This window comes from Microbacterium sp. Cr-K20, from assembly GCF_000708325.1.
In the GTDB taxonomy this organism is placed as follows: Bacteria; Actinomycetota; Actinomycetes; order Actinomycetales; family Microbacteriaceae; genus Microbacterium.
On record NZ_JARE01000016.1, the window covers coordinates 1 to 18307 of the forward strand.

At 68.5% G+C, this 18307-nt stretch carries 23 protein-coding genes and 2 tRNA genes; 20 read left to right on the forward strand and 5 right to left on the reverse strand.

Annotation, left to right across the window (positions count from 1 at the left end; all coding sequences use genetic code 11):
- The first annotated feature begins 16 nt into the window (after nucleotides 1-16).
- From GZ67_RS0102635 to GZ67_RS0102650, 4 genes are all read left to right on the forward strand, one after another.
- Nucleotides 17-811 (forward strand): inositol monophosphatase family protein, encoded by a 795-nt coding sequence (locus GZ67_RS0102635; RefSeq protein ID WP_029261131.1) that lies wholly within the window; start codon nucleotides 17-19, stop codon nucleotides 809-811.
- Between the two features lie 120 nt (nucleotides 812-931).
- Nucleotides 932-2185: a peptidoglycan DD-metalloendopeptidase family protein gene (locus GZ67_RS0102640; protein ID WP_029261132.1), complete on the forward strand. Its 1254-nt coding sequence runs from the start codon at nucleotides 932-934 to the stop codon at nucleotides 2183-2185.
- Nucleotides 2186-2254: 69 nt separating this feature from the next.
- Nucleotides 2255-2326, forward strand: a tRNA-Thr gene (locus tag GZ67_RS0102645).
- A gap of 34 nt (nucleotides 2327-2360) precedes the next feature.
- A tRNA-Met gene (locus tag GZ67_RS0102650) sits at nucleotides 2361-2434 on the forward strand.
- A 103-nt stretch (nucleotides 2435-2537) separates the two neighbouring features.
- Here the strand turns inward: GZ67_RS0102650 and GZ67_RS0102655 are convergent.
- Nucleotides 2538-3194 carry a GntR family transcriptional regulator gene (locus GZ67_RS0102655; protein WP_197024970.1) on the reverse strand — a complete coding sequence of 219 codons (657 nt, stop codon included), beginning with the start codon at nucleotides 3192-3194 and terminating at the stop codon, nucleotides 2538-2540.
- Nucleotides 3195-3312: 118 nt separating this feature from the next.
- On the opposite strand from GZ67_RS0102655, the gene GZ67_RS0102660 reads away from it, so the two are divergent.
- Genes GZ67_RS0102660 through GZ67_RS0102690 form a run of 7 tightly spaced genes read left to right on the forward strand, consistent with a single transcriptional unit; the run spans nucleotide 3313 to nucleotide 10425 of the window.
- On the forward strand, nucleotides 3313-4377 hold the full coding sequence (locus GZ67_RS0102660; protein ID WP_029261134.1) for a sugar ABC transporter substrate-binding protein: 1065 nt from the start codon (nucleotides 3313-3315) through the stop codon (nucleotides 4375-4377).
- 27 nt (nucleotides 4378-4404) lie between these two features.
- Entirely contained in the window at nucleotides 4405-5496 is a 1092-nt protein-coding gene (locus GZ67_RS0102665) for a mandelate racemase/muconate lactonizing enzyme family protein (RefSeq protein WP_029261135.1), read from the forward strand.
- The gene (locus GZ67_RS0102670; RefSeq protein WP_081859852.1) at nucleotides 5496-6575 is read left to right on the forward strand and encodes an ABC transporter permease; all 1080 of its coding nucleotides are present in this window, start codon (nucleotides 5496-5498) and stop codon (nucleotides 6573-6575) included. The genes GZ67_RS0102665 and GZ67_RS0102670 overlap by 1 nt, the downstream gene beginning before the upstream one ends.
- A complete protein-coding gene (locus GZ67_RS0102675) occupies nucleotides 6572-7576 on the forward strand; it encodes an ABC transporter permease (RefSeq protein WP_051662292.1) in 1005 nt (334 codons plus the stop codon). The genes GZ67_RS0102670 and GZ67_RS0102675 overlap by 4 nt, the downstream gene beginning before the upstream one ends.
- Nucleotides 7573-9093 (forward strand): sugar ABC transporter ATP-binding protein, encoded by a 1521-nt coding sequence (locus GZ67_RS0102680; RefSeq protein WP_029261137.1) that lies wholly within the window; start codon nucleotides 7573-7575, stop codon nucleotides 9091-9093. Before GZ67_RS0102675 ends, GZ67_RS0102680 begins: the two co-directional genes overlap by 4 nt.
- On the forward strand, nucleotides 9090-10073 hold the full coding sequence (locus GZ67_RS0102685) for an aldo/keto reductase (RefSeq protein WP_029261138.1): 984 nt from the start codon (nucleotides 9090-9092) through the stop codon (nucleotides 10071-10073). The genes GZ67_RS0102680 and GZ67_RS0102685 overlap by 4 nt, the downstream gene beginning before the upstream one ends.
- A 16-nt stretch (nucleotides 10074-10089) precedes the next feature.
- Nucleotides 10090-10425 carry an L-rhamnose mutarotase gene (locus GZ67_RS0102690; protein ID WP_029261139.1) on the forward strand — a complete coding sequence of 112 codons (336 nt, stop codon included), beginning with the start codon at nucleotides 10090-10092 and terminating at the stop codon, nucleotides 10423-10425.
- Between the two features lie 7 nt (nucleotides 10426-10432).
- On the opposite strand, the gene GZ67_RS0102695 is transcribed toward GZ67_RS0102690, so the two are convergent.
- The 4 genes from GZ67_RS0102695 to GZ67_RS0102710 form a co-directional block, all read right to left on the reverse strand.
- Nucleotides 10433-11260, reverse strand: coding sequence for a CPBP family intramembrane glutamic endopeptidase (locus GZ67_RS0102695; protein WP_029261140.1), 828 nt, complete (start codon nucleotides 11258-11260; stop codon nucleotides 10433-10435).
- Between the two features lie 85 nt (nucleotides 11261-11345).
- The gene (locus GZ67_RS0102700) at nucleotides 11346-11654 is read right to left on the reverse strand and encodes a hypothetical protein (protein WP_029261141.1); all 309 of its coding nucleotides are present in this window, start codon (nucleotides 11652-11654) and stop codon (nucleotides 11346-11348) included.
- Nucleotides 11655-11766: 112 nt separating this feature from the next.
- Nucleotides 11767-13437, reverse strand: a complete 1671-nt coding sequence (locus GZ67_RS0102705; RefSeq protein WP_029261142.1) for an MDR family MFS transporter — start codon at nucleotides 13435-13437, stop codon at nucleotides 11767-11769.
- The gene (locus GZ67_RS0102710; protein WP_029261143.1) at nucleotides 13438-14049 is read right to left on the reverse strand and encodes a TetR/AcrR family transcriptional regulator; all 612 of its coding nucleotides are present in this window, start codon (nucleotides 14047-14049) and stop codon (nucleotides 13438-13440) included. It abuts the gene before it with no gap.
- Between the two features lie 175 nt (nucleotides 14050-14224).
- Between GZ67_RS0102710 and GZ67_RS19530 the strand changes: the two genes are divergently transcribed.
- The 9 genes from GZ67_RS19530 to GZ67_RS0102755 all read left to right on the forward strand — a co-directional run bounded on the left by GZ67_RS19530 (nucleotide 14225) and on the right by GZ67_RS0102755 (nucleotide 18307).
- Entirely contained in the window at nucleotides 14225-14668 is a 444-nt protein-coding gene (locus GZ67_RS19530) for an Asp23/Gls24 family envelope stress response protein (RefSeq protein WP_081859859.1), read from the forward strand.
- A complete protein-coding gene (locus tag GZ67_RS0102720; RefSeq protein ID WP_029261145.1) occupies nucleotides 14665-14856 on the forward strand; it encodes a DUF2273 domain-containing protein in 192 nt (63 codons plus the stop codon). Before GZ67_RS19530 ends, GZ67_RS0102720 begins: the two co-directional genes overlap by 4 nt.
- The gene (locus GZ67_RS0102725) at nucleotides 14853-15200 is read left to right on the forward strand and encodes a hypothetical protein (protein WP_029261146.1); all 348 of its coding nucleotides are present in this window, start codon (nucleotides 14853-14855) and stop codon (nucleotides 15198-15200) included. Before GZ67_RS0102720 ends, GZ67_RS0102725 begins: the two co-directional genes overlap by 4 nt.
- Nucleotides 15197-15763 carry a hypothetical protein gene (locus tag GZ67_RS20005; RefSeq protein ID WP_051662293.1) on the forward strand — a complete coding sequence of 189 codons (567 nt, stop codon included), beginning with the start codon at nucleotides 15197-15199 and terminating at the stop codon, nucleotides 15761-15763. The genes GZ67_RS0102725 and GZ67_RS20005 overlap by 4 nt, the downstream gene beginning before the upstream one ends.
- The gene (locus tag GZ67_RS0102735) at nucleotides 15760-16377 is read left to right on the forward strand and encodes a hypothetical protein (RefSeq protein ID WP_029261148.1); all 618 of its coding nucleotides are present in this window, start codon (nucleotides 15760-15762) and stop codon (nucleotides 16375-16377) included. Before GZ67_RS20005 ends, GZ67_RS0102735 begins: the two co-directional genes overlap by 4 nt.
- Nucleotides 16378-16467: 90 nt before the next feature.
- Nucleotides 16468-16641, forward strand: coding sequence for a CsbD family protein (locus tag GZ67_RS0102740; protein ID WP_029261149.1), 174 nt, complete (start codon nucleotides 16468-16470; stop codon nucleotides 16639-16641).
- A gap of 126 nt (nucleotides 16642-16767) precedes the next feature.
- A complete protein-coding gene (locus tag GZ67_RS0102745; protein WP_029261150.1) occupies nucleotides 16768-17334 on the forward strand; it encodes an RNA polymerase sigma factor in 567 nt (188 codons plus the stop codon).
- Nucleotides 17331-17951, forward strand: a complete 621-nt coding sequence (locus GZ67_RS0102750; RefSeq protein ID WP_029261151.1) for an Asp23/Gls24 family envelope stress response protein — start codon at nucleotides 17331-17333, stop codon at nucleotides 17949-17951. The genes GZ67_RS0102745 and GZ67_RS0102750 overlap by 4 nt, the downstream gene beginning before the upstream one ends.
- Nucleotides 17933-18307, forward strand: coding sequence for a hypothetical protein (locus GZ67_RS0102755; protein ID WP_029261152.1), 375 nt, complete (start codon nucleotides 17933-17935; stop codon nucleotides 18305-18307). Before GZ67_RS0102750 ends, GZ67_RS0102755 begins: the two co-directional genes overlap by 19 nt.

Consider the following 18307-nt stretch of genomic DNA (forward strand, 5'->3'; position numbering starts at 1 on the left):
CCCAGCAGCCTGCGCAGTGACGACCGAACTCGAGCTCGGCGAACTCGCGACCGAGATCGCCCGGGAAGCAGGGGCGGTCGCCCGAGCCCGTCGGCGTGACGGGGTACGTCTCGCCGCCACCAAGACGACGCTCGCCGACATCGTGACGGACGCCGACCGCGAGGTCGAGGCGCTCATCCGAGAGCGCCTGCGCGCCGCCCGTCCCGAAGACGGCTTCCTCGGCGAAGAGTCGGGGGCCGAGCCGGGCGCGAGCGGGATCACGTGGGTCGTCGATCCGATCGACGGCACGGTGAACTACGCCTACGGCATCCCGGCGTACAACGTCAGTATCGCCGCGGTGCAGGGCGAGCCCGACCCGGAGACCTGGGTGGCGCTCGCCGCCGCCGTCAACGCGCCCGCGCTCGGGGAGATCTTCACGGCGGCCCGTGGCCACGGGGCATGGTTGGAAGGGAGCCGGCTCGCGGTGACCGAGGAGACTCCGGCGGGAGCGCTCCTGGGCACCGGCTTCGGCTACGACCCCGCGACCCACGAGGGCGATCTCGCCACGGTGGCGCGCGTCATGCCGATGGCGCGCGATCTTCGACGCATGGGTGCTGCGGCGCTCGACCTCGCCTACGTCGCGGCCGGTCGGCTCGACGGGTACTTCGAGCGGGGGCTCCGCCCGTGGGACCACGCCGCCGGGGCACTTCTGATCACGGAGGCGGGAGGCCGCGTCTCCCGGATCGACGTCGAGTCGACGCGGCCGATGCTGGTGGCCGGAGGTCGCGAGGTGCACGCCCGACTGCTCGAGATCCTCGACCCGAAACACTGACCGATTCATGGCATTCCCAGGCTGATCAGGGTATGGTTTACCCGATCGTTACTTTCGCCACCCGAAGGTGAAAGTCTGAGTTTGCGCCCCCGAGCATGACGCACGACCGAGAGAAACGCTTTGCCCTTCGAGAATTCCCAGGCTGCCTCTGCGCCCACGCGCCGGTCCAGCCGACTCCGCACTGAGGCCCCCGAAGCCTCCGCGGCGGGAACGACGGCACCCGACTCCGCGGCAGAAGCCGCGGCCATCGCCCTCGCCGTCGTCGCTCCGCTTTCCCGCCGTGCTGCACGCCAGCGACAGGCCACCGATGACACCGTGGTCGAACCGCCCTTCATCGCCCCGACCCCTGAGCCGATCATCGCGGATGTGCCCGCCTCACCGGTTGCTGTCGACAAGGTCGAGCAGATCATCGAGATCGCCACCGGCGACGAGGCCCACGCCGCGGCCGAGCCGGAGCCGGCGACCGACCTGCCCCTCGAAGACGATGCCGACGCCTTCGAGCGTGCGTCCCGCGCTTTCCGCACGGGCTCGATCCCGACGGTCGACTCCGCCGCCGCCGCGTTCACCGCGCGGAAGTCGCCGGCTGCGGACTCTGCGCAGCCCGAGGCGCCCGTCCACGTCGTCGCGCGCCGCCCGCGTAGCTTCCGCAAGGTCGTGGCCGTCGGCGCCAGCGTCGGCGTGATGAGCCTCGCAGGGCTCCTCGCCGTCTCCATGACTCTTCCCGCCGAGGCCGTCGCCGCGGTTCAGGGAACCTCGGTCGCCGCCACCTCGCTGGTCTCGGCTGCTGCCGCCGACGCGAAGGGAGCGGCCGACGACGAGATCCAGGCCTTCGTCGCACCCTCGGGTGTCGAGAACGAGACGCTTGCGCGGTCGGACGACTTCAGCACCGTCTCGCTGGTCCAGGTCGCCGCCGAGCAGGGCATCAACTACTCGGGCGAGATCTTCACGAACGACCCCGACGCGGCCATCCAGTGGCCCTTCCTGGTCGGCGTCGGCATGAGCTACGGGTACGGCATGCGCAGTGGCCGTCTGCACGAGGGCATCGACTTCGTTCCCGGCGACGGCGCCCCGGTTCAGGCGATCGCCGACGGCACCGTCCGCATCGCGACCGAGCAGGGCGGCGCCTACGGCGTGACCGTCTACATCGATCACGTCATCGACGGGTCGGTCATCACGAGCCACTACTCGCACATGCAGTACGGTTCGCTGCAGGTCAAGGCCGGCGAGACCGTCAAGGTCGGCACCGTCGTCGGCAAGACCGGAAACACGGGTCGTTCCTACGGCGCGCACATGCACTTCGAGCTCATCGTCAACGGGTCGACCATCGATCCGATGCCGTGGCTCAAGGAGAACGCCGGGCGGACGTCGTACTGACCGGCCCGGATTTCATGAGGACGCCACAGTAATGGTATTCTCGTACGGTTGCCCCGCGAGGGGCAGCACGCCCCGATAGCTCAGTGGCAGAGCACTTCCATGGTAAGGAAGGGGTCGTCAGTTCAATCCTGACTCGGGGCTCGCAGCATTCTTCTCACGCGGACGGATGCCTCGCGGCAGGGTAGCTCAGCTGGTTAGAGCGCACGACTCATAATCGTGAGGTCGCGGGTTCAAGCCCCGCTCCTGCTACAGACTTAAACCCCCGGTCATCCGGGGGTTTTGTCGTTTCCTGAACGGGCGCGGTGTAGCCGATGATGTGGCCCTGCGCCGCGAGAGAGCAGGCGTGCGCGTGTCAGTCGACGACGCGCATCAGCCGGTCGCGGGAGCGCTCGATGTGCGTGCGCATCGACTCCGCCGCCGCGGTGGGGTCGCCCTCGGTGATGGCGCGGACGATGGCCGCGTGCTCGTCGACCGTGTCGGACACGTACGCGCCCGTGTAGGCGAGTCGGAACGTGTGCAGGTGGCAGTGCGTGCGCGCATACGCCTGGCGGACCGTCTCGTTCTGCGCCGACCGGAACACGAGGTCGTGCAGTCGCACGTCATGGCGGGAGAGCAGGCGATAGGCGTCCGCCTCTCCGACCGCGGTCCGCCCCGTCTCGACCTCGTGAGCGAGTTCCTTCAGATCCGTGGCCGAGCGGCGTTCGGCGGCGCTCGCCGCGCTGCCCGGCTCCAGCAGCAGTCGCAGTTCGAAGAGTTCGGTCAGCCGCGTCCGGTCGAGCAGATCGGTCGTGCGGTACCCGCGCAGGGGGAGCTTCTCGACGAGCCCGTCCGACTCGAGTCGCGCGAGCGCCTCTCGCACCGGAGTGGGTGACACTTCGAACTGCCGGGCCAGCTCGCCGGCGTTGATGCGCGCGTCCGGCGGGTAGGTTCCGTCGAGGATCGACTGCTGGAGCGCGCCGTACACCTCGTCGCCGAGCATCGTGCGTGCACCGGGGGTGAAGGAGGGCAACTGACCGAGCGTAGACATCCGACCTTTCCCTTGACATAGCGGCGGAGTGCAGCCATCATATCCTTTGAAAGATCAAATACGATATTTCAAAAGGAACCCTTTTCCTGGAGGCTCAAAGATGCGCATCACACAGCACGTGCGGCTCGGCGCCGTCATCGCGGCAGCCGCCGCCCTCACCCTCGCGCTCGGCGCGTGCACCCCGCAGAACGCCGATCCGGATGCCGGCGGCGACGGGGCCGGCGGAGATCTGTCCGACGTGCGCGTCGCCCTCGTTCCCGGCGGCGCCCACCCGTACTTCCAGCCCTGGATCGAGGCTGGCGAGAAGGCGGCCAAGGACTTCGGCCTCGGCGAGGTCACGTTCAACGAGACCGCCGAATGGGACCAGACCAAGCAGAACGACGTGATCAACTCGCTCGTGGCCAACGGCTACAACGCGTTCGGCATCTTCGGCGTCTCGCCGACCGACATCAACTCCACCTTCAAGAAGCTGACGGACGCGGGCGTCGCGGTCGGATCCATCGCCTCCTGTCCGGCCGGCGACGAGAACCTCGCCGCCTTCTGCCTCTCGACCGACACCGAGGAGGCCGCGTACCAGGCTGCCGCTGCGGCGATCGAGGCGATCGGCGGCAAGGGCACGATCGTGCACATGACCGGCAACAACGTCGACTCCAACACGCAGCGCCGTATCGAGGGCGTCCAGCGCGCGATCGACGAGACCGACGGCGCCGTCACCCTGCTCCAGACGATCACCGACGTCGACACCGACCTCGCCACGGCCCAGAAGGCGGCATCCGATCTCCTCGCGGCGAGCGGCTCCGAGATCAACGCGATCGTCACCACGGCCTACAACCCGGCCGTGGCGAGCGCCGAGGCGATCGCTGAATCCGGCCTCGAGATCCAGCTCGTCGCGATCGACGACGACGCCACCATCCTCGACGGCATCCGCGACGGCTCCGTTTACGGAACGGTCGCGCAGAACCCCGCCGGCCAGGCCTATGTGGGCAGCTGGGTGCTGGCTCAGCTCGCGAGCGGCACCTGCGAGATGGCCGAGCCCGGTGTGATCGTCGACTCCGGCTCGTTCGTCGTCACGAAGGACAACGTCGACACGTACGACGACGAGCGCGTCGCGTTCGCCGAGAAGGTGAAGAAGCAGTTCGACGACGAGCTGCTCACCTGCAAGTGATCTGACCCACACCAGGAGATGTACCCGATGGCCAGTACGATCACCGATGCTCGCGCGTTCCTCGTGGACGTCGCCGTCGAGACCGAACGCACGGATGCCGTGCAGAGCTTCGTGTCTCAGGAGACGATCTTCGTCGAGCTCACCACGAGCGACGGCCTGCACGGCCTCGGGTACTCCTACACGATCGGAACGGGAGGTCGCGCAGTGCTGTCGATGCTGCGCGACCACCTGCTCCCGATCCTCGTCGGTCAGGAAGCCGACCGCATCGAGGCGGTCTGGTACCGCCTGTTCGCCTCGACCCGCGCGACGACGACCGGGGCCATCACCTCGCTGGCCCTCGCCGCCGTCGACACGGCGCTGTGGGACATCGCCTCGCGCAGATCGGGACTCCCGTTGTGGCGCCTCGCGGGTGGGTTCCGTCGTGACATCCCCCTCTATGACACCGAGGGCGGGTGGCTGCACCTCGACTCCGACGAGCTGGTGGCCGGTGCGCTCGCCTCGAAGGATGCCGGTCTCAAGGGTGTCAAGGTGAAGATCGGCAAGCCGAGCGGGCAGGAGGATCGCGAGCGACTGACGGCCGTTCGTGAGGCCGTCGGCGCGCACTTCGACATCATGGTCGACGCCAACCAATCGATGACCTCCGCCGAGGCCATCCGCCGTGCGCGGCTGTTCGACGGACTCGACCTCGGCTGGATCGAGGAGCCCCTGCCCGCCGATGACATCGAGGGGCATGCCAGGCTCGCGGCATCGACCTCGACACCGATCGCGGTGGGGGAGTCGATGTACTCGATCGCGCAGTTCCGCGAGTATCTCGACCGCGGCGCCGCGGGAATCGTCCAGGTGGACGTCGCCCGCATCGGCGGCATCACCCCTTGGCTGAAGGTCGCGCACCTCGCCGAGTCGTTCAACGTGCACGTGTGCCCGCACTTCCTCATGGAGCTGCACGTGAGCCTGGTCGCCGCAGTGCCGAACGGACGCTACGTCGAGCACATCCCGCAGCTGCGCTCGATCACCCGGACCGGTATGACCATCGAAGGCGGCCGCGCCCTCGCGCCGGAGACGCTCGGCCTGGGCATCGATTGGGATCGCGATGCGATGGACGACAGGATCGTGCTCTGATGTCGCGTCTGGGCGCTGCCGCACGCGCCGAGCTCCGCTCACCACGCGCGCTCCTCGTCGTCCTGATCGTCGTCCTGGTCACGACCCTGGCGATCCTCAAACCGGCGTTCCTCAACGGCCCCTTCGTCATCGCGCCGCTGCTCACGACGATCGCGATCTTCACCGTCGTCGGGCTCGCGCAGATGGTGGTGCTCTCGATCGGTCACATGAACCTCGCTGTCGGGCAGCTCGCCGGGATCGGGGCGCTCGTCGCCGGTGCCGCGTTCGAGAACCTCGGCCTGCCACTCCTCGCCGGGCTCGCTCTCGGGGTGCTCGCCAGTACGGCGCTCGGCGCGCTCGCCGGATGGATCATCGCCAAGACCGGGGTGAACTCCTTCATCGTGACTCTCGCGATGAGCTTCACGCTGCTGGGGCTGATCCCCACGCTGTACAAGTCGTGGAGTACCGGCCAGGCGTTCACGGTCTCGCCCGCCGGGTTCGAGACCATCGGTCGCGGCACCTTCGCCGACGTCTGCATGTTCGGCTACTGCGGCTCGAACGCCGTGCCGCTCATGGTCCTGCCCGCCCTCGGCTGCATGGCCGTGATCTGGTACTTCTACACCTGCACACGCAGCGGACGCGAAGTCCTGATGACCGGCAGCAGCGTGAAGGCCGCGGAGCTCTCCGGCATCCCCACCGCGAGCCGGACCATCCTCGCGCATGCCCTCTCCGGGCTGCTCGCGGCGATCGCCGGGTTCTTGCTCGCCGCGAGCACGGGGTCGTTCACCCCCGCCATCGGCAGCGAGTTCATGCTCTCCTCGTTCCTCGGACCGATCCTCGGCGGCACGCTGCTCGCCGGCGGCCTGGTCTCGATCGTCGGCACCGCGCTCGGCATCACGCTGACCTCGGTGATCCGCAAGGGGCTCGAGCTGTTCGGGGTCGGGCTCGAGACGCTCAACGTCCTGCTCGGCGTCATCCTCCTGGCGGCACTCGCCACGGACCGGCTGCGGCTGCTCTTCGCGCGACGCCGTCCCGCCGCAGCGACGGAGTCCGTCGCGACGCTCGCCGTCGAACTCGAAGAGGCGGAGGCCCACCGATGAAACGCATGATCAGCGCGAACAACCTCCTGCTGGTCGGGATCGTCGTGGTCGGAGCCGCCGTGCTGGGCATGGCGACGTCGGGACAGTTCTTCGGCCCGGTGTCGATGACGAGCTTCTTCCGGTTCGTCAGCGTGCCGATCCTGATCGGGCTCGCCCAGATGATCACGCTCTGCGTCGGGCAGCTCAACCTCGCGGTCGGTGCCATCGGTGGTGTCGCGGCCTGCTTCACCGGCGTGATCGTCACCTCCTGGGGCGTCCCCCCATGGATCGGTGCCCTCGTCGCCGTGCTCACCGGCACCGTCCTCGGCCTCGTCAACGGTCTGCTGGTCGTCGGGACCAGAATCAACGGCTTCATCGTGACTCTCGCGATGTCGCAGATCCTGATCGGTGTGCAGTACGCCCTCGTGGGCACCCGTACGATCGAGCGCAAGGCCTGGCCCGAGCTCGCCGCCTTCGGGCGGTCGGAGATCCTGGGCATCCCCACGATCTTCCTGATGACGCTCGTGGTCGCCGTGATCGTCGCCCTGTACTTCGCGCAGACGGTGTCGGGACGCAAGCTCCTGGCCAGCGGGGGCAACGCCTCGGCCGCGCAGCTCGCGGGAATCTCGACCGACCGTGCTCTCGTCGTGGCCCACACGCTCTCCGGACTCCTCTGCGGCGTCGCCGCGATGGTGAGCATCTCGTTCCTCCCCGGTGTGAACACGACCGTCGGCGGCGACTGGCTGCTGCCGAGCTTCGCCGCACCGATCATCGGCGGCGTCGCGCTCGCCGGAGGGACCGTGGCCGTCCTCGGCACGGTGCTCGCGGCGATGGTCGTGCGGCTCGTGGATGCCGCCAGCCCGATCTTCCGCTTCGATGCCGAGGTCGTGAACTTCGTCGTCGGTGCGGTGGTGCTGGGTACCGTGGCTCTCGGCAAGCTGCGCGAGGTGCAGGCGTCTCGACATGCCAGCAGGATCAGATCGTTGCGAGCGGAAGCCGCATTGGCGGAGGTGAAGCGATGACCGTCGCACTGGAAGTCCGGAACCTGCGCAAGACGTTCCCTGGCGTGACCGCGCTCGCCGACGCGAACCTGACCCTCGAGGCCGGCTCGGTGCACGCCCTCATGGGCGAGAACGGCGCGGGCAAGTCGACGCTCATCAAGATCGTGACCGGTGTGCAGGGCGCCGACTCCGGGAGCCTGATCCTGGGCGGTGAGGAGATCTCGTTCTCGAATCCGCTGGAGGCGATGGCGGCCGGCATCGGTGTCGTGCATCAGGAGCGCAACGTCGTCCGCGAGTTCACCGTGGGGGAGAACATCGCCCTCTCCGCGATGCCCCGCCGTGCGGGCACGGTCGACTGGCGGCAGGTGTGGCGCGAGTCGAAGCGCTGCCTGGACATGCTCGACCTCGACATCGATCCCCGCACCCCCATGCGTGAGCTCTCGGCCGCGCAGATCCAGCTCGTGGAGATCGCCCGCGGCCTGTACCGCAGCGCCAAGGTGCTCCTGCTCGACGAGCCGACCGCATCGCTCAGCAACGACGAGGCCGACCGGCTCTACAAAGTGGTGCGCCAGCTCAGCGCCGAGGGCACCGCCATCGTCCTCGTCAGCCACAAGCTGGACGAGGTGTTCGCGCACTGCGATGCGATCACGGTGCTCCGCGACGGCAGCACCGTCATGCCCTCGCAGCCGATCGCGGACACGACCCATGACGGGGTCGTCGCGCGGATGGTCGGCCGCACGCTCGCCGATCTGGAGGTCGAGGAGCGCGAGGTCGACCGCACCGTCACGCCCGCGCTCGAGCTGACGGATGTCAGCACCGCCTCCGGGCATCGCCGCATCTCGCTCGCGGTTCATCCGGGAGAGGTGCTCGGGATGTACGGGCTCGTCGGCGCCGGCCGCACCGAGCTCGCGCGAGCCATCCTCGGACTCGACCGAGTCGTCGGGGGAGAGGTGAAGGTCGACGGCAGATCGGTGCGGATCCGCTCCGTGCGCGATGCCCTGCGCCGTTTCCGCATCGGCTACGTCACCGAGAACCGCAAGGAGGAGGGCGTCTTCCTCCTGCAGTCGATCACGCGCAACGTCGCCGTCACCATCTGGTCGGAGATCTCGAAGGTCCTCGGATTCGTCCCCGGGCGCACGGAGCGCGACGCGGTGCAGACCCACGTCGACGCCCTGGACATCAGGATCAGCTCGCAGGATCAGCTCGCCGGACAGCTCTCCGGAGGCAACCAGCAGAAGGTCTCTCTGGCCAAGTGGCTCGCCGCGCGGACCCGTGTGCTCATCATCGACGAGCCGACGGTCGGAATCGACGTGCGCACCAAGCGCGCGTTCTACGAACTCATCTGGCGGCTCGCCGACGACGGCATGGCGATCCTGCTCATCTCGAGCGACCTCGCCGAGATGGTGACTCTCGCCGACCGCATCGTCGTGATGGACCAGTTCATCGTGCGCGGTGTCGTCGAGAACACGCACGATTACCAGCCGATGAGCGCGGCCGTGATGAGTCACATCCACGGATCGTCGGTGGAGGCTTCATGATCCCCGTTCGCATGCATCGCGGGCTCGACGTCAGCGTCCTCGGCATGGGGTGCGCCCAGCTCGGCAATCTGGGCAGCGTGATGACCGACGAGGAGGCGGGAGCGTCGGTGCACGCGGCCTGGGACGCCGGCATCCGCTACTTCGACACGGCGCCCCACTACGGACTCGGCCTCTCGGAGCGCCGACTCGGCCGCGCGCTCGCCGCGTATCCGCGGGACGAGTACGTGCTCTCCACGAAAGTCGGGCGACTACTCGTCCCGAGCCCGGAGACGGCTCACCTGCGGGACATGGCCAACCTCTTCGACGTGCCGTCCGACGTGCGTCGCGTCTACGACCTCAGCCGCGACGGCGTGCTGCGGTCGCTCGAGGCGAGCCTGGACCGGCTCGGAGTCGACCGGGTGGACGTCGTGTACATGCACGACCCGGACGACCACTTCGACGCCGCCAGGACCACCGGTGCGCAGACGCTGTCGGCGCTGCGCGACGAGGGCGTGATCGGAGCGTACGGCGGCGGGATGAACCAGGCCGGGATGCTCGCCGACCTGATCGAGCAGACCGACGCGGACATCGTGATGTGCGCAGGCCGGCTCACACTCCTCGAGCAGGCCGCCAGTCTGCGGATGCTGCGGCTCGCGCGCGAGCGTGGTGTCGCGGTGGTCGCCGCCGCCGTCTACAACTCGGGACTCCTCGCCCGTGACAGCGTGCCCGACCGGGTCAGCTACGACTACGCCGATGCGCCCCAGGACGTGGTGGAGCGGGCGCGCGAGCTCGAGCGCATCTGCCGCGCGCATGGCGTGACGCTGCCGTCGGCCGCCGTGCAGTATCCGCTGCGGATGCCGCAGGTGGTCTCGGCCGTCGTGGGGATGCGCGGGGTGCAGCAGGTGACGGAGGCCGTCGCCCGCGCGACGGCGGTGATTCCTGCGGAGCTGTGGACCGCCCTGCAGGACGCGGGACTCATCGTCCCACCGGAATCGATCTGACCGCGGAGGGGACCACATGCGCATCGCCCTGCATTCGATCATCGCCGAGGGCGCGGTCGACGACTACCGAGCCCACCACGCCCGGATCCCCGACGCGCTGCGCGACCTCTTCGGCGTCGCGGGCATCCACGACTGGACGATCTGGCGCTCCGGGCGACACCTCTTCCACCTGGTCGAATGCGACGACTTCGAGGCCGCGATGCGCGTCGTCGAGGCCTCGCCGGTGAACGACGCGTGGCAGGCCGACATCGGCCGGTTCGTCGAAGGCTTCCACGGTGCTGATGGCGAGGACGGCTTCACCCCGATCGAGCAGGTGTGGGCGCTGTCGGTGCAGCGCGGCACCGACGCGTGACGCGCGGTCAGGCCGGACGTGTCTCGCTGAAGTCCGGATGCGCGTCGCCGACACGGCCGCGGATGAAGAAGACCGTCACGAAGCCGGCGACGACCACCACGATGTTGCCGAGACCGGCGAAGCCCGTGAGTGCGCCCTCCGCGGGGTAGGCGGTCTGCAGGAAGATGCTCGGGTCGGTGCTCGCGTGCAGCAGGATCGGAGCGATGATCGTTCCCGTCACGCGGAGCGCGAGGTACATCAGGATGCCGAAGGCGAAGGTGTAGATCAGCTGGAACCCGGTCGCGAGGAGGTTCTGTCCGTTGAGCAGGTTGCCGGCGTGCAGTCCCGCGAAGAGCGCGGCCGAGATCACGGCCACCACGACCTCGCGGTAACCCGCCTTGCGCATCAGGTTCACCACCAGACCGCGAGTGAGCACCTCTTCGGCGAAGCCGATCAGGAGTCCGGCGAGGAGCCACGTCAGCACGACGTCGAAGCCCGCCTTGCCGTAGTCGATCGTCGCGAAGCGGAGGATGTTGAACAGCAGCACCACAACGATGGCGATCCACATCCAGCCCCGCCCGCGGATCGGCTGCCGGCCGAAGACCTCGCGCCACCACCCGACCGAGAGGGTGAAGGCGGCGAGGATGACGGCCCCGACGAGTTCGGGCAGGACGTAGAACACGGCGAGGCCCGCCGCGCTGCTCGGTTCCTGGATGTTCAGCGCGAGCGGAGTGAACGACAGCGAGAGCAGCTGGAAGAGGACGAAGTACGCGACCGTGAGGAGGAGCGCTCGCCACCATCCGCCCTTTTCCCAGAACCTCTTCCAGAACGTGGTGGTGGGTGCGGGAGAGGTCATGAGGACTCCAGGCGGTGGGGGCGGGCCGGCGTGTTCACGTCAGTTTTGCGCAGGCCGGCGCTGTGCGTCCAGGCATCTCGGCGTGTCAGCGAGGAGCGCTCCGACCCGCACCCCGCTTGCGCGTCGGTGGGAGGTGCGGGATCGGGATCGGCCGCGTCGCCCGAGAGGCGTCCTGGAACCTCCGGACGGCGTCGAGCACGTCCTCTGCGGAGCTGTACCGCAGGGCGAGGGGGAGGTCGCGTCGCCACAGGACCTCGAACTCCGTCGGCGCGTCTTCGAAGATCGTGCAGACCACTCGGCGGTGATCGCCCTCCGGGTAGTGCAGATCATGGATCGCCCAGTCGGTGTCGCCGACGCGCGCCAGGGCGAACCTGCGGTCCGGGTCGTGCTCCATCGTTCTCCTGCCTGTCCCCACGATGAAGGATGACCGCTCGCTTCGCGGAAAGGGAGGGGCTTGACACCGCCGCGCCCTCACCCTTCATCGGAAGGGTGAGGGCGCGAGGATGTCAGCGGACCGTCGGTGTGGAACCTGTGTCCGTCGGCCCGGCATCCGCCGTCGCGAGATCGTCCGGATGGGCGATGCCCCGCTGCTCGGCTTCCATGCGCTCCGCTTCCTCACCGCTGATCGCCTCGCCGCGGGCGACGAGTCCGGCCTGATCGGACAGCGGGATCTGCTTGAGGAACAGCGACAGCACGAGTGCGAGCGCGATGAAGGGTACGAGGTACCAGAACACCGGCGCCAGAGCGTCCGCGTACGCGGTGACGATGCCGTCGCGCACCTCGTCGGGGAGGGTGTTCAGCGTCGCGGGGTCGATCGTGGACGCGGCCTGCGACGCGGCATCCGGCGAGGCACCGGCCCCGGCGAAGACCCCGGTGAGGTTCTCGGTCAGGCGCGTGGTGAAGATCGTGCCGAACACGGCGGTTCCCAGCGACGCGCCCACCTCGCGGAAGTAGTTGTTCGTGCTGGTGGCGGTGCCGAGCTCGCCCGCGGGGACCGCGTTCTGCACGACCAGGACGACGACCTGCATGATGAGGCCGAGCCCGGCGCCGAACACGAACAGGAACGTGCAGATCAACCAGATCGGTGTGGAGGCCGACAGGGTGGTCATCGAGACCATCGCGATGCCGGTGATGATCGTGCCGAGGATCGGATAGATCTTGTACTTGCCGGTCTTGGAGATCGCGATGCCCGAGAAGATCGACGTGCCCATCAGGCCCACCATCATCGGGATCATCAGCAGACCGGATTCCGCCGCCGAGGTGCCGGACGACATCTGCAGGAAGGTCGGCACGAAGCCGATCGCCGCGAACATGCCGATTCCGAGCACCAGTCCGATCGCGGTCGCGTTCACGAAGATCGGGTTGCGGAAGAGGCTGAGCGGGATGATCGGGTCCTTGACCCGCGATTCCGTGATGACGAAGGCCGTGGCTGCGACGATCAGGCCGGCGCCCCAGGCCCAGGTGGCCAGTGAATCCCAGCCGAACTCCTTGTCGCCGCCGAAGTCGGTGAAGAAGATCAGGCAGGTGGTCGCGATCGAGAGGAAGATCACGCCGAAGATGTCGATCGGCTTCTCGGCTTTCTTGCTCGGCAGCTTCAGCGCGACCAGAGCGATGATGAACGCGGCGATGCCGACGGGGATGTTGATGTAGAACGCCCACTGCCAGGTCAGGTGGTCGACGAAGTAGCCGCCGAGGAGCGGCCCCGCGACGGCCGACAGACCGAACACGGCGCCGAGCGGGCCCATGTACTTGCCGCGCTCGTTGGCCGGCACGATGTCGGCGATGATCGCCTGCGACAGGATCATCAGGCCGCCGCCGCCGAGGCCCTGCAGGGCGCGGAAGACGACGAACATCCAGAAGTCGGTGGCGAAGGCGCAGCCGACCGAGGCCAGGGTGAACAGAGCGATGGCGACCAGGAACAGGTTGCGTCGGCCGAGGACGTCACCGAACTTGCCGTAGATCGGCATCACGATGGTCGTGGCGAGCAGGTAGGCGGTGGTGATCCAGACCTGGTGGTCGACGCCGCCGAGCTGCCCGACGATGGTCGGCATGGCGGTCGAGACGATGGTCTGATCGAGGCTGGAGAGCAGCATGCCCGCGATGAGGGCGCTGAAGATGATCCAGATGCGGCGCTTCGTGAGCAGGAAGGGCGCATCCTTCGTGGCGGTGGCGGACATTCAGAGGTCTTTCTGTGACGGTGCGTAGAGCGAGCGGGCGAGGTCGAGACGTCGGGTGATGAGATCGCTGAACGGCTCGGTGGCCTGGTGGTGCAGGAGCTGGTCCATGCTCATCCGCACGAGCGCGCCGACGGTGTGCACGATCACCTCGGCGCGGAGTTCGGCATCAGCGTCGTCTCCGGTGCGGCGGACGATCAGCCCCATGTCGCGACGCTCGTTCTTGGCGAGCTGCTCGAACGCGGCCTTGAGCAGACGCGGCTCCTGCTCGATCACGGCGAACATCGCCGGAGCATCCTCGACCGGGTTGAACAGCTCGAAGCGGCGGATCGTCAGCTCGATGAAGTCGTCGAGCAGGTCACCGTGTTGCGAGGCGAACTCCTCTTCGAGGGCCTCTTGGCGCGAGTCGATGGTGGCGAACCCGAAGACCGCGTTCTCCTTGCTCTCGAAGTAGTTGAAGAAGGTGCGTCGGGACACGCCCACCTCGGCGCACAGCTCCTCGATGGTGAAACCCGCGAAGCCCTGCTCCGTCGTCAGTCGGCGGGCGGCATCGGTGAGTGCACGGGACGTCTCGCGCTTGCGCTGCTCCCGCAGTGAATCTGCACTTTCGCTCATGGAGTGCAATATTGCACTCTCTTCCTTGGAGTGCACTGTGAGTGCCCGCTCAGGCGGGGACGAAAAAGTTCCGACGAATCTGTGACGTTCTCCGCCCGGCATCCGTCCTAGTGGTGTCGCTGAACGGCGACCCGCACTCCGCAGGGGGACGGATACACGGATGAAGGAGCTCGAGATGGCGAACGTGACCGGCAGTACTCAGCCCAAGACCCAGATCGTCGCACCGCAGCAGGGGGCTGCTGCGGGCAAGACCACGATCGAGGATGCGGTGGTGGCGAAGATCGCCGGCATCGCCGCTCGCGAGGTCAGCGGCGTCTACGCACTCGGTGGGGGCACCGCGCGCATGGTGGGGGCCATCCGCGACGCGCTCAACACCACCGACCTCTCGCAGGGGATCCGCGTGGAGGTCGGGGAGACTCAGGTCGCGGTCGACGTGACGATCGTCGCCGAGTACCCGGTCTCGCTGCAGAAGGTAGCGGACGACGTCCGCGCCGCCATCCACCGCGCCATGGTGGAACTGGTGGGCATGGAGGTCGCCGAGGTCAACGTGACCGTCAACGACGTGCACATCCCCTCCGATGACGAGGGCGACGGCACGCAGGAGACGCGAGTCCAGTGACCGCGTCGGTGATCGGAGCGGCGGCTGCGGCCGCCCTCGCGTTGACCTGGGTGGCTCTGGGCTTCTGGGCCTTCGTGCTCGTGGCACTGGCGATGCTGGTGGGCGCGGTCGCCGGCCGCATCATCGACGGTCGACTCGACCTGCGGGCGCTCGCCGAGGTCTTCCGAGGCCGGCGCTCCTCCTCATGACGGCCGACCGCTCACCCCTGGCGGAGGCAGGTGCCGTCCTGGGGACGACGACCTTCACCGCCCGCGCGCTGCAACGGCTCGCCGTCGGCATCGCGCACGATGTCGCCCGGGTCTCGGTCCGCGACGTCGGGGTGCAGTTGTCGGATGAGCGCGGCGCACTGCGGATCGCGGTCACCGTGCCCGTGGCCGTGGCATCGACGCGTCGAACGGACCTGGTCGCCGGCGGGGAGGACCTCCGCACCGGTCTGATCGAGGGCATGCGAGAACTGGCCGGCCGTGAGGTCGGCACCGTGGACGTCCGGTACTCGGGCGTCCACCGGAGTACGGAGAGGAGAGTGCGATGACGAACGAACAGGCGACGTATCGCCGCGTCCTGCGTCGCGAGACGCACACGTCCCGCACTGCCGCGGCGATGGTGGTCGCATCCATCGGTGCCCTGCTCCTGATCGCGCTGCTCGCCGGCGCCGTGTGGTGGCTCGTCGACGGCGGCTTCCGTGATGCGGCAGCGCGACCGCTCGAGGAGATCTCCGTCGGGGTGCAGCAGCCGCCGGTGCTGTTCGCCGTGGGTGGGGTGCTCACGGCTCTCGCCGTGGTGCTCCTCGCGCTCGCACTGCTGCCCGGACGACGGGCACGGCGGGCACGCCTCACCGAGCGGACCGCGCTGCTCGTGGACGACGGTGTGATCGCCGACTCGATCGCCGCAGCGGTCGCCCGTCGTGCCGGCGTCGAACGCAGCCGGGTGGCCGTCTTCGTCGGCCGACGCACGGTCGAAGTCCGCATCACTCCGACCAGCGGCGTCTTCGTCCGGGTGGCCGATGCGGAGGACGCAGCGAACGACATTCTCGCGGGGATCGGCTTCTCGGCCACCCCGCGCGTCATCGTCGAACCGAACGGAGTGGTCGCATGAACGCGACGAACCGATTCGTGAACCGCAGTGTGCTCTTCCTCGTGGGGGCGGTACTTCTGATCGCCGGAGCCGTCGCTCTCGCGGCAGGAGTGCTCTCCGCCGGTGATCCGCCGGCGTGGGTGCGGCGGCCGGCGGCAGAAGTCGCGGCCGCGTGGGAATCCGTCGACGGCCGGACGTGGCAGGTGATGGGCATCGGCCCGGTATCGATGCCGCTGCTGTTCGCGGCGGCGGCCGCGCTGCTGCTGACGGTTCTGCTGGTGGTGTTCCTGATCTCGCGCCGACGTGGGCGCTCGAAGACCGTGCTCGACGTGCATACCGCCACCGGGCGGACGACGGTCGATCGCAACGTGGTCGACGCCGTGCTCACCGAGCCGCTGATCCGACGGCCCGATGTGCTCTCGGCCCGCACAGGCACCTACCGTGTCGGTCAGACGCGCGCGGTCGAGTTGGCCGTGACCGTGCGGCCGGGGGCTCCACTGGCGAACGTCGTCGCGGCGGCTGAGGCGGCGATCGGCGAATGGGACGAGCTGCTGGGGTCTCGAATCCCGATCCTGCTGCACCTCTCCGATCGGCGCTGGAGCGAGGGTTTCCGTTCCCCGACGAGAGTGCGGTGATCGGGTGCGACGGCGACACAGACCAACGCACGGACCACGTGCGTGAACACGCGAACCCGAGACACGGGTGCGATGAGAAAAGGAGACGCCATGGGCGCTGAAGACAAGATCAAGGCCGCTGCGGAGAAGGTCGCCGGCAAGGCGAAGGAGGCCGTCGGCAAGGTCACCAACGACGACAAGCTCGTCGCCGAGGGCAAGGCCGAGCAGGCCAAGGGCGAGATCCGCGACACGGCCGAGAACGTCAAGGATGCGTTCAAGAAGTAGCGGACGCGGGGAGGGACCCGACCGGGTTCCTCCCCGATCACTCCCAGGTCGGTCGGCGAGGATCCGATCCGGTGAGGCGTCGGTTCCGAATCTCCTGTGGGGATCGGATCGAGGGGTGGGGAACAGATGGAAGAGGAACGCTTTCGCAGAGCGCTCGAGCAGGCCGACGACGGCATCGTCGCCGGACGTGCGATGGACGGCGACGTCGAAGCCTTCGCCGTGCTCGTGCGGAGATACACGCCGATGATGCGCGCCTACACGCAGCGGATGCTGAACGCCTCGGCCGACGTCGACGACATCGTGCAGGAGTCGTTCGTCACGGCCTGGCAGCGGTTCGGCGAGCTCGACGACCCGTCGAAGGTGAAGAGCTGGCTGATGCGCATCGTGAGCCGGAAGGCGGTGGATCGCATCCGCGCGGCCCGACCCGTCGTGGACATCGACTCCATCGATCGCCCGGCGCCGTTGCACGCCTCGCCGTCGGCGGTGGTCGAGGTGCGAGCCGGAGTCGCCGCCGTCGGTGCCGCGCTACGCGAGCTGCCCGATGCCCAGCGCGAATGCTGGGTCCTGCGCGAGATCGGCGGCTACTCCTACGAGGAGATCTCGGAAGAGCTCGGCATTCCCGTCTCCACCGCGCGAGGACTGCTCGCGCGGGCCCGGAAATACATGATCGTACGGATGGAGGAGTGGCGATGACCGACGAGAGAGACATGCCAGAAGTCCGCCGTCTCGGTCTGGAACCGAGCGATCTCGACGGGCACACGCTCGACGAGCTCACCGACTACCTCGAAGCGGGACGACAGCCCTCCGACCGCTCGATCGACGAGTCGCCCGGCTGTCAGCTGGCGCTGGACGCGCTCGAACGCCTGCACGGCCTCGGCGCGGAGTTGATGGCCGCCGAGACCGCCGCGGAACCGGAGGTCGATGGGAGCTGGGTCGACCGCATCCTCAGCGGCATCGCCATGGATGCGCGCTCGGGCCGACGCATCCCGTTCGAGTCCCCGGATCCGTCGACGGATCTCGGGATCACCGAGGGCGCGGTGCGCGGACTCATCCGCTCGGCCGAGAGCACCGTGCAGGGACTCCTCATCGGGCGCTGCCGCCTCATCGGTGACGTGACCGTCGCGGATGAGCCGATCCGCGTCGAGATCGACGCCAGCGCGCTGCACGGGCAGCCGATCCCGGTGGTCGCCGACCGCCTCCGGGGCGAGGTGGATCGGGTCCTTCGTGCGCACACGGAGTTGAACGTCGTCGCGATCGACATCGCGATCCGGGACATCAGGGAGGTGTCGTCATGGACGCAGGAGAGCTGAAGGCGGCGGACGTGCAGGTCGAACTCGCTGCCGACCTCGAGACGGCGGTGCGAGCGTCTCCCGGGGTGCGCTCCGTGTACCGCTCCGGTTCGCTCATCTCGAATCTGTTGCGCGCGGGGGCCGCGGCGCTCGGCGGGCGACAGGAGGACGAGCCGCTGGTGTCGGTCGCGCCGGTGGGCGACGGCATCGCCGTGGAGGTGTCGATCGGGGTGTACTCCGACGCGAGATCGGCGGATGCCCTTCGCGCCGTGCACGCCGCGGTCGATGCGGTGCTCGAGACGCGGGGGCTCCGGCCGGACAGCATCACCCTCACGGTCGTGCACGTGCAGTCCGCAGAGGTAGCCCCCGCAGGATGA

Bases quoted from the DNA above. Each gene is read 5' to 3' on its own strand.
- GZ67_RS0102685 (WP_029261138.1), top strand. From the start codon at position 9,090: ATGATCCCCGTTCGCATGCATCGCGGGCTCGACGTCAGCGTCCTCGGC.
- GZ67_RS0102690 (WP_029261139.1), top strand. From the start codon at position 10,090: ATGCGCATCGCCCTGCATTCGATCATCGCCGAGGGCGCGGTCGACGAC.
- GZ67_RS0102695 (WP_029261140.1), bottom strand. From the start codon at position 11,260: ATGACCTCTCCCGCACCCACCACCACGTTCTGGAAGAGGTTCTGGGAA.
- GZ67_RS0102665 (WP_029261135.1), top strand. From the start codon at position 4,405: ATGGCCAGTACGATCACCGATGCTCGCGCGTTCCTCGTGGACGTCGCC.
- GZ67_RS0102660 (WP_029261134.1), top strand. From the start codon at position 3,313: ATGCGCATCACACAGCACGTGCGGCTCGGCGCCGTCATCGCGGCAGCC.
- GZ67_RS0102725 (WP_029261146.1), top strand. From the start codon at position 14,853: ATGACGGCCGACCGCTCACCCCTGGCGGAGGCAGGTGCCGTCCTGGGG.
- GZ67_RS0102670 (WP_081859852.1), top strand. From the start codon at position 5,496: ATGTCGCGTCTGGGCGCTGCCGCACGCGCCGAGCTCCGCTCACCACGC.
- GZ67_RS0102750 (WP_029261151.1), top strand. From the start codon at position 17,331: ATGACCGACGAGAGAGACATGCCAGAAGTCCGCCGTCTCGGTCTGGAA.
- GZ67_RS19530 (WP_081859859.1), top strand. From the start codon at position 14,225: ATGGCGAACGTGACCGGCAGTACTCAGCCCAAGACCCAGATCGTCGCA.
- GZ67_RS0102705 (WP_029261142.1), bottom strand. From the start codon at position 13,437: ATGTCCGCCACCGCCACGAAGGATGCGCCCTTCCTGCTCACGAAGCGC.
- GZ67_RS20005 (WP_051662293.1), top strand. From the start codon at position 15,197: ATGACGAACGAACAGGCGACGTATCGCCGCGTCCTGCGTCGCGAGACG.
- GZ67_RS0102745 (WP_029261150.1), top strand. From the start codon at position 16,768: ATGGAAGAGGAACGCTTTCGCAGAGCGCTCGAGCAGGCCGACGACGGC.
- GZ67_RS0102710 (WP_029261143.1), bottom strand. From the start codon at position 14,049: ATGAGCGAAAGTGCAGATTCACTGCGGGAGCAGCGCAAGCGCGAGACG.
- GZ67_RS0102755 (WP_029261152.1), top strand. From the start codon at position 17,933: ATGGACGCAGGAGAGCTGAAGGCGGCGGACGTGCAGGTCGAACTCGCT.
- GZ67_RS0102675 (WP_051662292.1), top strand. From the start codon at position 6,572: ATGAAACGCATGATCAGCGCGAACAACCTCCTGCTGGTCGGGATCGTC.
- GZ67_RS0102680 (WP_029261137.1), top strand. From the start codon at position 7,573: ATGACCGTCGCACTGGAAGTCCGGAACCTGCGCAAGACGTTCCCTGGC.
- GZ67_RS0102700 (WP_029261141.1), bottom strand. From the start codon at position 11,654: ATGGAGCACGACCCGGACCGCAGGTTCGCCCTGGCGCGCGTCGGCGAC.
- GZ67_RS0102740 (WP_029261149.1), top strand. From the start codon at position 16,468: ATGGGCGCTGAAGACAAGATCAAGGCCGCTGCGGAGAAGGTCGCCGGC.
- GZ67_RS0102735 (WP_029261148.1), top strand. From the start codon at position 15,760: ATGAACGCGACGAACCGATTCGTGAACCGCAGTGTGCTCTTCCTCGTG.